We start from the raw sequence: 13,115 nt of genomic DNA on the forward strand, positions 1-13,115 counted from the left end.
ATGGACCGGGCGGAAGCAGCGGGCGTCGGCGTCTCCGTCCTGGGCCATGCCGCTTTGCTGGCCGCCGCCTGGCTGATCGTGAGCCGCCCGAACCCGCCCGTCGCCTCGCAGGCCTTCGAAGTCTCCTATGTCGACGAGATCGGGCTGCAGTCCGCCTCGCCCGAGCCGGCGCCGAGCGCCATGGCCTCGGTCGCGACCGAAATCGCGCCGCCCGAGCAGGCCGCGCCCGCCCCCCTGCCGGAGCCGGTCGCCGAGCCAACGCCCGCGCCGCCGCGCGCCGCGCCGCGCCCGGCACCCAGCCCCGAGCGGGCCGCGCCCGCCCGCCCGGCGCCGCCCCGGGCCAATCGCCAGCAGGGCAGCGCCACCGCCCAGCGCAACACCGGCTCGCGGCTGGGCCCGGATTTCCTGCGCGGCATCGGCACCGACCCCAATACGCGCAGCAACCGCGCGCCCGCCGTCACCTATGGCCCGAGCGAGCGGGCCAGCGTCCGCCAGGCGATCGCCCGCGCCCTGATGCGCTGCCAGCGGCAGCCCCTGCCCGCGCCCGAGGCGGCGGCGATCCGCGTCAATTACCGGGTCACGCTCAATCCGGACGGCTCGCTCGCCAGCGCCCAGTTCCTCAGGGTGCTCAACGACGATCCCGCGCTCGAGCGCTACGAGCGCCGGATGCGCGACATCGCGCTCAACGTGATCAATGCCTGCACGCCGATCCGCGGCCTGCCGCCCGAATTTTACGACGTGCCCGGCGGCTGGCGCTCCTTCCCCTATCAATTCGATCCCAGGACGGTCCGATGAAAGCGTTCCATTTCCGCACCCTGCTTCTCGCCGCCTGCGCCCTAACCGGCGCCGGCGCCGCGCTCGCCCAGGATACGCCGCCCCAGCCGCAGGACGATGACGAGCCCGTCCGCGTCGGCGAGGGCGTGGTAACGGTGCAGCCCATCGCCGTGCCCTATATGCCGACGCCGAGCGCAGCCGACACCGCGGCCGGCAATACCGAGGCGCTGGGCCGGCAGATCGCGCAGATCGTCGCCACCGATCTCAGCAATTCCGGCCTGTTCAACGCGATCGGGCCGAGCGGCCTGCCCACTGTCTCCTATCCCCAGGTGCAGGCGCCGGACTTCGCCGCCTTCTCCGCGACCGGCGCGCAGAACCTGGTCCAGGGCTTCGTCCAGGCGAACGGCAACGGCACCCTCACGGTCGGCTGCTATCTCTACGACATTTCCGGTCAGAACCAGGTGACCCGCGCCGGCTATGTCGTGCAGCCGCGGGACTGGCGCCGCGCCGCGCATCGCTGCGCCGATTCCATCTATTCCCGCCTGACCGGCGAGGGCGCCTATTTCGACACGCGCATCGTCTATGTCTCGGAGACGGGCCCGGCGCGGCGGCGGATCAAGCGGCTGGCGATCATGGATTATGACGGCGCCAATCACCGCTTCCTGACCAACGGCCAATATACGGTGCTCACCCCGCGCTTCGCGCCGGACCAGCGCACCATCACCTTCATGACCTATCAGGGCAACCGCCAGCCGCGGGTGATGGTCTACGAGATCGACACGGGCCGCGTCCGGCCTTTGGTCGAGCGGCCCTATATGACCTTCGCGCCGCGTTACTCGCCGGATTCGAGCCGGATCATCTTCTCGATGGCGATCAACGGCAATACCGACATCTACACCATCCCGGTGGCGGGCGGCACGCCGACCCGGCTGACCAACGCGCCGGGGATCGACACGGGCGGCTCCTTCTCGCCAGACGGTAGGCGGATCGTGTTCGAGAGCGATCGCAGCGGCAGCCAGCAAATCTACGTGATGGACGCGAACGGCGCCAACCAGCGGCGGATCAGCTTCGGCGGAGGCGGCTATGCGACGCCGGTCTGGAGCCCGCGCGGCGACCTCATCGCCTTCACCCGGACGGGGAGCTTCCAGATCGGCGTGATGGCGCCGGACGGCTCGAATGCGCGGATCCTGACGCGCGGCGTCTACGCCGAGGGGCCGAGCTGGGCGCCGAACGGCCGCGCCGTGATGTTCACCCGCGGCGCGAGCCAAGGCCAGCTCTGGTATGTCGACGTCGCCTCGGGCGCGCTCCGGCGCGTGACCACGCCGCTCGGCGGATCGGATCCCGCCTGGTCGCCGTTACGTCCCAACTGACCCTGTCGATCGATGCATGTGAGTAAGAGGAGAACAGAGATGAAGATGCGCATGACGAGCCTCGCGGCGATCGCCCTCGCGCTCTCGCTGACCGCCGGCTGCGCCACCCGCCGCGCGGAGCGGCCGGTCGATCCGCCGACCACCACCGAGGTCACGCCCAACGACAATGACGGGCTCGGCAACGAGGGCGCCCAGGAGGGCGGGCCCGGCTCGCGCGCCGATTTCCTGAGGAGCGTGCCCGCCGACCGCGTCTTCTTCGACTTCGATTCCTATTCGATCGACGCCGAGGACCGGGCGACCCTGGACGCGCAGGCCCAGTGGCTGCAGCGTTACCCGAATGTCCGCGTCACCATCGAGGGCCATGCCGACGAGCGCGGCACCCGCGAGTACAACCTCGCGCTCGGCGACCGCCGCGCCAACGCGGCGCGCGATTATCTCCAGTCGCGCGGCATCACGCCGGACCGGATGACGACGATCAGCTGGGGCAAGGAACGGCCGCAGAACCCGGCCTCGAACGAGGAAGCCTGGGCCCAGAACCGCCGCGCCGTGACGGTCGTGCCGCAATAATCGGAATTCCTCCCCGGGACGGGGAGGAGCTCAGGAAGGATTCCGCTCCCGCGGCCGCAGCCAGATCGAATCCGGCGCGAAGGCCTCGTCCAGCAGCCGGGCCAGGCGGAGCCCGCCGCGCGCCACCTGCCGGCGCACGATTGGGATCAGCCGCTCGACGATCGCCTCGGTCATCACCGGCCGGGGCGCGTCGCGCGGGCGGTCCGCGCAGGGGTCCTGGAACAGGCTGCCATAGGCATAGTCCCGGCTGATCTCCCAGCCTTCGCGCGACCAGTCGGTGATCGTGCCCTGGCGCATCGCCGCGCGGTCGGCCCCGCTGAGCTCGGACAGGATGCCCGCCGGCTCGCCGGGCGGCTGCGAGATGCCGCGGTCGGCCAGATAGCCATCCCAGACCGAATGGAGATTGGTCCGTCCGCCGATCACCCCGTAGGTCACCTGCACCCGGTTCCCGCCGAGGTCATTATGGTCGCCGGCATGCATGGGCTGGTGCAGGTCGCCCATGAAGTGGACGAGGAAGGCCAGGGCGGCCACGCGCTCGCGCAGGGGCACGCGGACGTCGGCGAGCAGGCGGACGTTGCGCTCGATCTGCGCGGAGACGCAATTGCCGTCGGCGCAGGGGGCGCGCAGGTCGAACGGCCGGCAGATGTTCACGTTCTGATAATGCCAGGGCGAGGCATAGCTGAACCGCTCGCCGAGCGTCTTGATGCAGTCGGGCCAATAGGCGGCGAGTTCGATCGTGCGCACCGGGCAGGTCGGCGTGTCGAGCAGCCGGCCCTGGCGGAGCAGCCGGTCGATCTCGTGCCGCGTGTGCGGGCTCACGGTCATATAGGCGATCCGGCCGACCGCGCCGTGGCCATATTCCCACCAGGCCAATGCGGGCGTCGCGGGCAGGATGAGCGCAAGAAGGAGGGCAACGCGGAAGGCGAGGCGCTTGATCATATGCGGGGTCTCCGGTCCCTGGACGGCAAAGTCTAGTCTTCGTCGCCGTAGATTGCCACCGAGCGGCCGGACGGACCGGCCATGCCGCGATACATGCCCGGCGTGTTGAAGCTGGTGATGCCGTCGCCCTCAGGGGTGACGACGATGACGCCGCCCGTGCCGCCCAGCGCCCTGACCTCTTCCATCACGGCATCGGCGGCGGCCTGCGGCGCGACCCTGCCCAGGCGCAGCCGCGCGCAGATTTCGTGGGCGACGCCGACCCGGATGAAATATTCGCCGGCGCCGGTCGCCGAGACCGCGCAGCCGCGGTCGTCGGCATAGGTGCCCGCGCCGATGATCGGGCTGTCGCCGATCCGGCCCCAGCGCTTGCCGGTCAGGCCGCCGGTCGAGGTCGCGGCGGCGACATGGCCCTGCTGGTCAAGCGCCACCGCGCCCACCGTCCCGTATTTCAGGTGGATGTCGAACGCGCCCGCGCCGGGATGGTCCTGGAATTCCTGCCACTGGCGGCGGCGTTCCGCGGTCTCGAAATAGGCGGGCGGCTCCTGCGCCAGGCCCTGCTCGCGGGAGAACTGGTCGGCCCCCTCGCGGCTGAGGAAGACATGGGGGCTGTGCTCCATCACCTTGCGGGCGAGGCCGATCGGGTTGCGCGTCGCCGTGGCCCCGCAGATCGCGCCCGCATTGCGGCTGTGGCCGTCCATGATCGAGGCGTCCATCTCGATATGGCCGTCATAGGCGAGGACCGAGCCCCGGCCCGCGTTGAAATGGGGGTCGTCCTCGAGCACGCGGACCGCCGCCTCCACCGCGTCGAGCGCGGCGCCGCCGCCCGCGAGGATCGCCGCGCCCGCGTCCAGCGCCCGGTGCAGGGCGGCGCGAATCGCCTCATCCTCGGCCGGGCTCATCCGCCCCCGCTCGATCACTCCGGCGCCGCCATGGATGACGAGCCGCCAGTGCGGCCGGGCGCTGCCAGGGTCGGCGGAGGTGGCGGCCATGAACGAACTCCCGGAGATGCTGACGGCAAGCCTCGCCTCCCGCCTGTTGCGGCCGGACCGTTACGCGCAAAGCCGCGCCTTTTCCACCCGTCGGGCGGACCGGAAACGGCCCCGCAACGATTTCGCTTGCGACTCGGGTTGGATATAAATATGATATCATCATTCTTGGAGGGAATTGAGATGAACACGATGCCCGAATCCACCCAGGCGCTCAGCCATTCACACGAGCGGCCGGCGGGTACGTCGAGCGGCTATGTGATGCTGCTCGTGCTGCTGGTGACCCTCGTCGCGTCCGGCGCGGGCCTCTCCCAGCTCATCCAGGAGGAGCCGGCGCTCGCGCTCGGCCTGCCTCTGGTCATCGGGGGCCTCTTCGCCTTCCTGTTCGTGCTCTGCGGCTTCTACCTGCTGCAGCCGAACCAGGCGGCGGCGATCCTGCTGTTCGGCGACTATAAGGGGACGGACCGCAAGACCGGCCTGCGCTGGGTGCTGCCCTGGTACATGCGCACCAAGATCTCGACCCGCATCCACAACATCACCTCGGACCGGGTGAAGGTGAACGACCTGCGCGGCAATCCGGTCGAGATCGCGACCAACGTCGTCTGGCGGGTGGCGGACACGGCCCAGGCCCTGTTCGACGTCGCCAATTACATGGAGTTCGTCGAGATCCAGATCGAGAGCGCGGTCCGCGCGATCGGCGCCCGCTATCCCTATGACGATCTCGAGCATAAGGAAGTGACCCTGCGCGGCGATGCCGAGGTGGTCAGCGAGGAGCTCGAGAAGGAGCTGCAGGACCGCGTCGCCCGCGCCGGCATCATCGTCGACGAATGCCGCCTCACCCACCTGGCCTACGCGCCGGAAATCGCCCAGGCGATGCTCCGCCGCCAGCAGGCCGAGGCGGTGATCGCGGCCCGGCAGAAGATCGTGATCGGCGCCGTCTCGATGGTCGAGAATGCGATCCAGCTGCTCAGCGAGAAGGACGTCGTCCAGCTCGACGACGAGCGCAAGGCGGCAATGGTCTCGAACCTGATGGTGGTGCTCTGCTCGGAGCGGGACACGCAGCCGATCGTGAATACGGGCTCGCTTTATCAGTAGGAACCTGGCCCGTGCCCGACGCCAAGCCGAAGAAAGCCTATCCGCTGCGTATCGAGCCGGCCCTGTGGGGCGCGCTCGAGCGCTGCGCGGCGGCCGACTTCCGCAGCGTCAATGCGCAGATCGAGGTGCTGCTGCGCGAGGCTCTGGGACGGCGCGGGGTCCGCGTCGCCCCGCCCGAGGAGCGCAAGCGCGGCCGCCCGAAGAAGGAGGATTGATCATGGCACGCAAGCACAGAAGCCATGCCCCCCTGGTCGAGGAGCAGGCCTAGTGGGCGCCGAAACGCTACGGCTATGGCGCCGGCCTGCCGATCGCCTGGCAGGGCTGGGTCGTGAGCCTCTCCTATGCCCTGCTCGTCACCGGCGCCGCCTGGAGCCTGCTGCCGCACAGCATCTTGGCCTTCGTCGCGATCACGCTGGCGGCGACCGCTGTCCTCCTCGTCATCGTCGCGCGCAGGACGCGGGGCGGCTGGCGCTGGCGCTGGGGCGGGGAGGGCTGAGCGGCTGGACAGGAACGGCGCGCCGGTCCAGTCTCGGCCGATGCTGACGGACAGGCGCACCTTTCTCGCGGCGGGCGCGGCGGCGGCCGCGCTCACCCCCTTCGGGCTCCACGCGCAGCGCCAGGCGGCGCAGGCGCTGACGTCGATGACCGGCGACGTCGTCCCGATCTCCCGGGAGGAATATCAGGCGCGAATCGACAGCGCACAGATTCTCATGGCTGAACATGACATCGGTGCGATCCTGATCGAGCCCGGCGCCAGCCTCACCTATTTCACCGGCGTGCAATGGTGGCGCAGCGAGCGGCTGACCGCGGCCGTGATCCCGCGCGAGGGGGAGGCCGCGATCGTCACGCCGCATTTCGAGGAGCCCTCGGTCCGCGAGAGCCTGAAGATCGCCGCCGACGTCCGCGTCTGGAACGAGCATGAGGATCCGCTGGCCGTCGTCGCCGGCATCCTGCGCGACCGCCGCGTCACCGACCCGGTCGGGATCGAGGAGACGGTGCGCTTCTTCGCCGTGGACGGGCTCCGCCGGGCGATGCCCCGGGTCGAGATCAGGCCCGGCGCGCCGGTCGTGCGCGGCTGCCGGATGATCAAGTCGGCGCACGAGCTCGCCCTGATGCAGAAGGCGGCGGACATCACCATCGCCGCCTATCGCTACACCTACCCGCGGATCGAGCGCGGCATGACCCCGGGCCAGATCGGCACGATCATGAACGGCGCGACTGCGGCGCTCGGCGGCAATCCCGAATTCGCCCTGGTCCTGCTCGGCGAGGCGAGCGCCTATCCGCACGGCTCCGGCCAGCCGCAGCAGGTGCGCGACCGCGAGGTCGTGCTGATGGACTGCGGCTGCACCGTGCAGGGTTATCAGTCCGACATCAGCCGCACCTTCGTCTTCGGCGAGCCGACCGCCGAGCAGCGCCGGGTCTGGGAGCACATGCACCAGGGCCAGGCGCTGGCCTTCCGCACCGCCCGACTGGGCACGCCGTGCGGCGCCGTCGACGATGCGGTGCGCCGGCTCTACGAAGGCTGGGGCTACGGCCCGGGCTATCGCCTGCCGGGCCTGTCCCACCGCACCGGCCACGGCATCGGCATGGACGGGCATGAGCCGGTGAACCTCGTCCATGGCGAGACGACCCCGCTCGCCGTAGGCATGTGCTTCTCGGACGAGCCCGGCCTCTATCTGCCCGGCAAGTTCGGGATCAGGCTGGAGGATTGCTTCCATATGGGCCCGCGCGGCCCGATCTGGTTCTCGACGCCGCCGCCGTCGCTCGACCGGCCCTTCGACTAGAGCCAACAGTTCCGCCGGTTCTTCTTCCCGTGACTTGAGCTGCATGGAAGAAGCCGGAGAAGGCGACTATGCTCCGCCAGTAACGACCAAGTCGTGAGTAGGGGAGGGAAGCATCATGATCCAGGGCCCGAGGAACGCGCCGGAATCGAAGAACAAGTCCCTGATCCAGGAAGTCGCGAAGGTGCTGGGCCGGCGCAAGACGATGGTGCCGCCGGACGACCGCGCCGACCGGAAGTCCCGGGCCGAGAGCGACCCGGTCTTCGCCGCCCGCCGCAACATGATCGAGGACCAGCAGAGCGATCCGAACGGCTTCGAGCGGATCATCGGCGAGAGCGATCTCATGTCGATCAATTTCCTCGACCGCGGCCGCCGCTCGGCCGACGCCGTCTGCCGGATCAAGCTGCCGATGGACGGCGGCCATGCCTATGGCACGGGCTTCCTGGTCGGGCCGCGGCTGCTGATGACCAACAATCACGTCCTCGCCAGCGCGGCCGAGGCCGCCCAGGCCGAGGCGGAGTTCGGCTTCGAGCATGACATAGACGGCGTCCTCAAGGACCCGATCCAGTTCAACCTCGATCCGCACCAGATCTTCTTCACCTCGACCGAGCTCGACGTCACCCTGGTCGCGGTCGCGCCGATCTCCGAGAGCGGCGTGCCGATCGACCGCTTCGGCTGGCTGCCCCTGATCCCCGTGCGCGGCAAGGTTCTGGACGGCGAATGGGTGTCGATCATCCAGCATCCGGGGGGGCAGCCCAAGCAGATCGCCATCCATGCCAGCCAGATCATGAAGCTCGACGCCGGCAAGGTGACGGTCAACCTGGACTATTTCATCCATTATTCGACCGATACCGAGCCGGGCTCCTCCGGCGCGCCGGTGCTGAATGACCAGTGGCAGGTCGTGGCGCTGCATCACAAGGCGGTGCCCGCGCCCATCCCCGCCGACGCGCCGCGCGACTTCGAGCCGGAATGGCTCGCCAATGAAGGCGTCCGGGTCAGCGCGATCTTCAGCCTGCTCGAGCATAACCGCTTCGAGAATGAGAATGCGCGGCGCGCGCTGGACCGGATCGGGCGGGCGATCGGCTTCCCGCCGCTCGACGGGCCGGCCATCCCGGCCTCCGCCGCGCTGCCCCCTGCCGAGCGGCTCTCGCCGCTCCCCGCCAGCGAATGGCAGAAGGCCGATCTCGGCTATGACGAGAATTTCCTGACCGTGCCGATTCCGCTCCGACCCATGTACGCTGACCAGGCCAAGGCGAAGATCGCCGCGAAGCTGGTGCAGGGCGGCGGCCACGAGCTCAAATATTTCCATTATTCGGCGGTGATGAATGCGCCGCGGCGCTTCGCCTTGCTGACCGCGGTCAATATTGACGGCCGCAAGCTGGTCCGTCCGGCGGAACGGAAGGACACCTGGCGGCAGGACCGGCGCGTCGCGCCCGAAGTCCAGCCCGACGACGACTTCTACGTCCGGACCAAGGCGACGGAGAAGGTCTATTTCAGCCGCGGCCATCTGGTGCGGCTGCTCGATCCCTGCTGGAGCGATGCCACGGATGAAGCGGCGAGGCAGGCCGATGCCGTGCGCGGCATGCGCGATTCATTCCACTTCACCAACGCCGCGCCGCAGGTGCAGTCCTATAATGACGAGGATTGGGGCAATCTGGAGGATTATGTCCTCGACAAGGCCCAGACCAGCGAGCGCCGGCTGAGCGTGTTCACCGGCCCGGTCTTCCGCGACGACGACCCGGTCTACGGCCGCACCCGCACGGGCGGGCCCTGGCAGATCCCCCTGTCCTACTGGAAGATCGCGGTGCTGCAGAAGACGGACGAGGAGATCGCCGCCGCCGCCTTCCTGATCGGCCAGACCGAATATGTGCAGGCGCTCTACGAGGCGAAGGTCTTTTCCGGCCTGAAGCCATACACTCTGGACGAGATGCGCTCGCGCAAGATCCAGACGACGATCGAGGTGATCGAGGGGCTGACCGGGCTGGATTTCTCGGTCCTGAAGCCGTTCGACGCGCAGGGCAGCCTCGAATCGACGCGCAAGACGCGCTGGTTCACCCGGCTCGACGACGTTCTCATCTGAACCTGCACGGCTCTTTGACTTTCCCTTGGGGGTGCGCGCGCCTATATGCGCGGCCATGTCGGTAAGGCCCTGGAGAGACATCATACGCCGCCCGTCGCGGCAGATCATGGTCGGCAACGTTCCCGTCGGGGGCGATGCGCCCGTGACCGTGCAGACCATGACCAACACGATCACGGCCGACGCACGGGCGACGATCGACCAGATCCGCCGCTGCGAGGAAGCGGGCGCGGACATCGTCCGCGTCTCCTGCCCCGATGCCGAAAGTACCGCCGCGCTGAAGCAGATCGTCCGCGCCGCCCGCGTCCCGATCGTCGCCGACATCCATTTCCACTATAAAAGGGCATTGGAAGCGGCCGATGCCGGCGCCGCCTGCCTGCGCATCAACCCCGGCAATATCGGCTCGGCCGAGCGCGTCCGCGAGGTGGTGAACGCCGCCCGGGCCAATGGCTGCTCGATGCGGATCGGCGTCAATGCCGGCAGCCTCGAACGGGATCTGCTCGAAAAATATGGCGAGCCCTGTCCGGAGGCCTTGGTCGAGTCCGCGCTCGACCATATCCGCATCCTCGAGGATCATGGCTTCCGCGACTATAAGGTGGCGGTGAAGGCCTCCGACGTCTTCCTCGCCGTCGCCGCCTACCAGCAGCTCGCCGACGCTGTCGATTGCCCGCTCCATCTCGGCATCACCGAGGCCGGGGCGCTGCGCGCGGGCACGGTGAAGAGCGCGATCGGCATCGGCTCTTTGCTCTGGGCCGGGATCGGCGACACGATTCGCGTCTCGCTCTCCGCCGAGCCGGAGGAGGAAGTCCGCGCCGGCTTCGAGATTTTGAAGGCGCTCGGCATCCGCAACCGCGGCGTCCGCGTCGTCTCCTGCCCGAGCTGCGCGCGGCAGGGCTTCGACGTGATCCGCACCGTCGAGAAGTTGGAGGAAAGGCTCAGCCACATCCGCACGCCCATGTCGCTCTCCGTGCTCGGCTGCGTGGTGAACGGCCCCGGCGAGGCGCGCGAGACCGACATCGGCCTCACCGGCGGCGGCAACGGCAAGCACATGGTCTATCTCTCGGGCGTCACCGACCATCATGTCCGCGACGAGGATATGATCGACCATATCGTCAGGCTGGTCGAGGCAAAGGCCGCCGAGATCGAAGCGGCGAGCGACGCCGTGGCGCACGCCGCCGAATGAGGGGCAAGGTCACCCGCGCCTCGGCCGTCGGCGCTTCGGCGACCGGCGCCTCCACCACCGGCATGACGACGCTCGGCGCCGCCGCCGTGGGCGCCTTGGCCTTCGGCGCACTGGCTTTGGGCGCGCTCGCTGTCGGCCGCCTCTGGATCGGCAAGGCCCACATCCGCAAGCTGCGCATCGACGAGCTGGAAGTGGGCCGGATCAGTCGCCTCGACGAAGCCGAGGCCAAGCCTCAGAAATAGATGTCCACATAATCGGCGAGGCCGTCGCAGGCCTCGAAATCCTGCAGCCGCCAGTAGCGGCGCTGGCCGGTCGCGCGGAATTCATAGGTGCCGTCGCGCACGCAATTGCGGCCCCGGTCCGGCGCGTCGGTGATGACGATGCGGCCGCGGAAGATGAAGCTGCGCGGGTTGATCCGGAGCACGTCGCCGTCGAGCGTGACCCGGCCGGGGCCGTTCCGCGCGCTGTGCGAGCCGGAAAGATGGAGCAGCCCGCCATTCATCTGCGCGACGACATGGCCCCGCCGGGCGTATTCGAAGCTGATCCATTGCAGGGTCATGCCGCTGTTGCGCCTGAGGCGGTTCAGCGCCGTGCGGTCGTTGACGACGGTCCGTTCGCCGGGCGCAGGCGCGGGCTGGGCGAACGCGCCGGTGGCGGCCAGGACGATGGCGAGGCTGGCGAGCAGTGTTTTCATCATCCCTCCATAGCACATTGCCGCGCGCGCGCCTCTCCGCTTATGACCCGCCGGCCATGTCCACCCGCGCCAATCCTTCCAGCATCGCCCTGCCCTTCCTGGTCGCGACGGCCGGGATCGCGCTCTTCTCGGTCATGGACGCGGTGATGAAGCACCTCGCGCTGGCGATCGGCGCCTATAATGCGATCTTCTGGCGCAACCTGGCGGGCGCGGCGTTCGGCGGCCTCGCCTGGCTCGGCGCGGGCGGCCGCTGGCCCGCCCGCGAGGTCATGCGCATCCACCTGATCCGCGGCGCCATCTCCTCGGTCATGGCGATCCTCTTCTTCTGGGGGCTGGCCCGGGTGCCGCTGGCGCAGGGCGTGGCGCTCGCCTTCGTCGCGCCGCTCATCGCTCTCTATCTCGCGGCGCTCATCCTCAAGGAGCAGATTTCGCGCCGCGCGGTCTTCGCCTCCTTGTTCGGTTTCGCCGGCGTACTCGTCATCCTCGCCGCCCAGGCCGAGGCGGACCTGGGGCCGGAGGCGCTGAAGGGGTCGCTGGCGATCCTTGGCTCGGCCATGTTCTATGCCTACAACATCATCCTGATGCGCCAGCAGGCGCAGGTCGCGAAGCCGCTGGAGATCGCCTTCTTCCAGAGCGCGATCGTCAGCCTCTGCTTCCTGACGGCCGCGCCCTTCCTCGCCGCCTTTCCTCCCGCCGAGGAGCTGGGCGGGGTGTTCGCCGGCGCGGTGCTCGCCTTCGGCTCGCTCATGCTCCTCTCCTGGGCCTATGCCCGCGCGGAGGCGCAATATCTGGCGCCGGTCGAATATACCGCCTTCATTTGGGCGGTCCTGCTCGGCGCCCTGGTCTTCGCCGAGCCGGTGCGGCCGCTGACCATCGTCGGCGCGGCGATGATCGTCGCCGCCTGCCTGTTCGCCGCGCGCAAGCGGCCCGCGCCGGTCGCCGATGTGGAGGCGGCGCTCTAGCTCAGCCGCCGAGCACGTTGATCGTGAAGGCGAGGATGCCGAGGTTGAAGACGAAGGCGACGAGGCAATGCGCGGTCACCACGTTGCGGATGCCGCGGTCGGTGATGCTGACGTCCGAAGTCTGGAAGGTCATGCCGAGCGTGAAGGAGAAATAGGCGAAGCCGGCATAGCCCGGCGGCTCGCCGCCCGGAAATTCGACGCCCCCGCCGCGCAGCGCGACGAGATGGGCATAATGAAGCGCCCAGACGCTGTTCGCGAACAGCCAGGCCATGAGCAGGGTGCCGACGATCAGCGCCTTTGTCTTCCAGCCGGGCGAGGCGCCGGTCATCTCGTAGACCGCCACCAGCACCGCCACCGAGACGATCGCGACGAGCACCAGTAATATGGTGCGGTTGGCATCATTCGCCTCGGCATGGGCGCGCATCATGTCGGGATCGTGCACTTTCAGCAGGGGGAAGCTGAGAAGCAGGAACAGGCCGGCGGCGAGGTCGAAGGCGACGAGGAAGCCTTTCGCGGCCGCTTCGCGCCAAGGGTCGCCCGCATATTCATGGAGCGCCCAGCCGGCCGCCGGTGCGGCGACCACGAGCAGCAACAGGAACATGATGAACCTGGCGGGTGCGACCCGGTTGCCGATGCTCCTCCCCATGACTGGACGCTAGCCCAGCACCGCGGGCGGCGCTAGGGCGG

Annotated in this window: 15 protein-coding genes; 11 read left to right on the plus strand and 4 right to left on the minus strand. The window is 69.1% G+C overall.

All coding sequences use genetic code 11. The annotated features are described in order from the left end of the window. The 3 genes from VEC11_RS06885 to pal are packed head-to-tail and all read left to right on the plus strand — an operon-like array spanning nucleotide 1 to nucleotide 2,711. Nucleotides 1-795: a hypothetical protein gene (locus VEC11_RS06885; RefSeq protein ID WP_464129898.1), complete on the plus strand. Its 795-nt coding sequence runs from the start codon at nucleotides 1-3 to the stop codon at nucleotides 793-795. Further along, a complete protein-coding gene (gene tolB, locus VEC11_RS06890; protein WP_464129899.1) occupies nucleotides 792-2,144 on the plus strand; it encodes a Tol-Pal system beta propeller repeat protein TolB in 1,353 nt (450 codons plus the stop codon). The genes VEC11_RS06885 and tolB overlap by 4 nt, the downstream gene beginning before the upstream one ends. Nucleotides 2,145-2,189: 45 nt before the next feature. After that, nucleotides 2,190-2,711, plus strand: coding sequence for a peptidoglycan-associated lipoprotein Pal (pal, locus tag VEC11_RS06895; RefSeq protein WP_464129934.1), 522 nt, complete (start codon nucleotides 2,190-2,192; stop codon nucleotides 2,709-2,711). A 30-nt stretch (nucleotides 2,712-2,741) separates the two neighbouring features. On the opposite strand, the gene VEC11_RS06900 is transcribed toward pal, so the two are convergent. Next, on the minus strand, nucleotides 2,742-3,650 hold the full coding sequence (locus VEC11_RS06900) for a S1/P1 nuclease (RefSeq protein WP_464129900.1): 909 nt from the start codon (nucleotides 3,648-3,650) through the stop codon (nucleotides 2,742-2,744). Nucleotides 3,651-3,682: 32 nt separating this feature from the next. Continuing rightward, complete coding sequence (locus VEC11_RS06905) at nucleotides 3,683-4,639, minus strand: isoaspartyl peptidase/L-asparaginase family protein (protein ID WP_464129901.1); 957 nt, start codon at nucleotides 4,637-4,639, stop codon at nucleotides 3,683-3,685. A gap of 180 nt (nucleotides 4,640-4,819) precedes the next feature. Here VEC11_RS06905 and VEC11_RS06910 point away from each other — a divergent pair, with 180 nt between their 5' ends. From VEC11_RS06910 to VEC11_RS06940, 7 genes are all read left to right on the plus strand, one after another. Next, on the plus strand, nucleotides 4,820-5,731 hold the full coding sequence (locus tag VEC11_RS06910; RefSeq protein ID WP_464129902.1) for an SPFH domain-containing protein: 912 nt from the start codon (nucleotides 4,820-4,822) through the stop codon (nucleotides 5,729-5,731). Between the two features lie 11 nt (nucleotides 5,732-5,742). Continuing rightward, nucleotides 5,743-5,946: a type II toxin-antitoxin system antitoxin gene (locus VEC11_RS06915; protein WP_464129903.1), complete on the plus strand. Its 204-nt coding sequence runs from the start codon at nucleotides 5,743-5,745 to the stop codon at nucleotides 5,944-5,946. Between the two features lie 113 nt (nucleotides 5,947-6,059). After that, on the plus strand, nucleotides 6,060-6,227 hold the full coding sequence (locus VEC11_RS06920) for a hypothetical protein (RefSeq protein ID WP_464129904.1): 168 nt from the start codon (nucleotides 6,060-6,062) through the stop codon (nucleotides 6,225-6,227). Between the two features lie 40 nt (nucleotides 6,228-6,267). Beyond that, nucleotides 6,268-7,515: a M24 family metallopeptidase gene (locus VEC11_RS06925; protein ID WP_464129905.1), complete on the plus strand. Its 1,248-nt coding sequence runs from the start codon at nucleotides 6,268-6,270 to the stop codon at nucleotides 7,513-7,515. A gap of 115 nt (nucleotides 7,516-7,630) precedes the next feature. Continuing rightward, on the plus strand, nucleotides 7,631-9,592 hold the full coding sequence (locus VEC11_RS06930; protein ID WP_464129906.1) for a DNA/RNA non-specific endonuclease: 1,962 nt from the start codon (nucleotides 7,631-7,633) through the stop codon (nucleotides 9,590-9,592). A 55-nt stretch (nucleotides 9,593-9,647) separates the two neighbouring features. Then, nucleotides 9,648-10,772: a flavodoxin-dependent (E)-4-hydroxy-3-methylbut-2-enyl-diphosphate synthase gene (ispG, locus tag VEC11_RS06935; protein ID WP_464129907.1), complete on the plus strand. Its 1,125-nt coding sequence runs from the start codon at nucleotides 9,648-9,650 to the stop codon at nucleotides 10,770-10,772. Further along, nucleotides 10,769-11,014 (plus strand): hypothetical protein, encoded by a 246-nt coding sequence (locus VEC11_RS06940; RefSeq protein ID WP_464129908.1) that lies wholly within the window; start codon nucleotides 10,769-10,771, stop codon nucleotides 11,012-11,014. The genes ispG and VEC11_RS06940 overlap by 4 nt, the downstream gene beginning before the upstream one ends. On the opposite strand, the gene VEC11_RS06945 is transcribed toward VEC11_RS06940, so the two are convergent. Further along, complete coding sequence (locus tag VEC11_RS06945; RefSeq protein WP_464129909.1) at nucleotides 11,005-11,466, minus strand: hypothetical protein; 462 nt, start codon at nucleotides 11,464-11,466, stop codon at nucleotides 11,005-11,007. The two genes, VEC11_RS06940 and VEC11_RS06945, sit on opposite strands and share 10 nt — an antisense overlap. Nucleotides 11,467-11,522: 56 nt before the next feature. Between VEC11_RS06945 and VEC11_RS06950 the strand changes: the two genes are divergently transcribed. Further along, entirely contained in the window at nucleotides 11,523-12,428 is a 906-nt protein-coding gene (locus tag VEC11_RS06950; protein WP_464129910.1) for a DMT family transporter, read from the plus strand. A gap of 1 nt (nucleotide 12,429) precedes the next feature. Here the strand turns inward: VEC11_RS06950 and VEC11_RS06955 are convergent, their stop codons facing one another. Next, on the minus strand, nucleotides 12,430-13,074 hold the full coding sequence (locus VEC11_RS06955; protein ID WP_464129911.1) for a DUF1345 domain-containing protein: 645 nt from the start codon (nucleotides 13,072-13,074) through the stop codon (nucleotides 12,430-12,432). Between the last annotated feature and the right edge of the window lie 41 nt (nucleotides 13,075-13,115).

Origin of the sequence: Allosphingosinicella sp. (assembly GCF_035626655.1) — a bacterium.
Lineage (GTDB): Bacteria > Pseudomonadota > Alphaproteobacteria > Sphingomonadales > Sphingomonadaceae > Allosphingosinicella.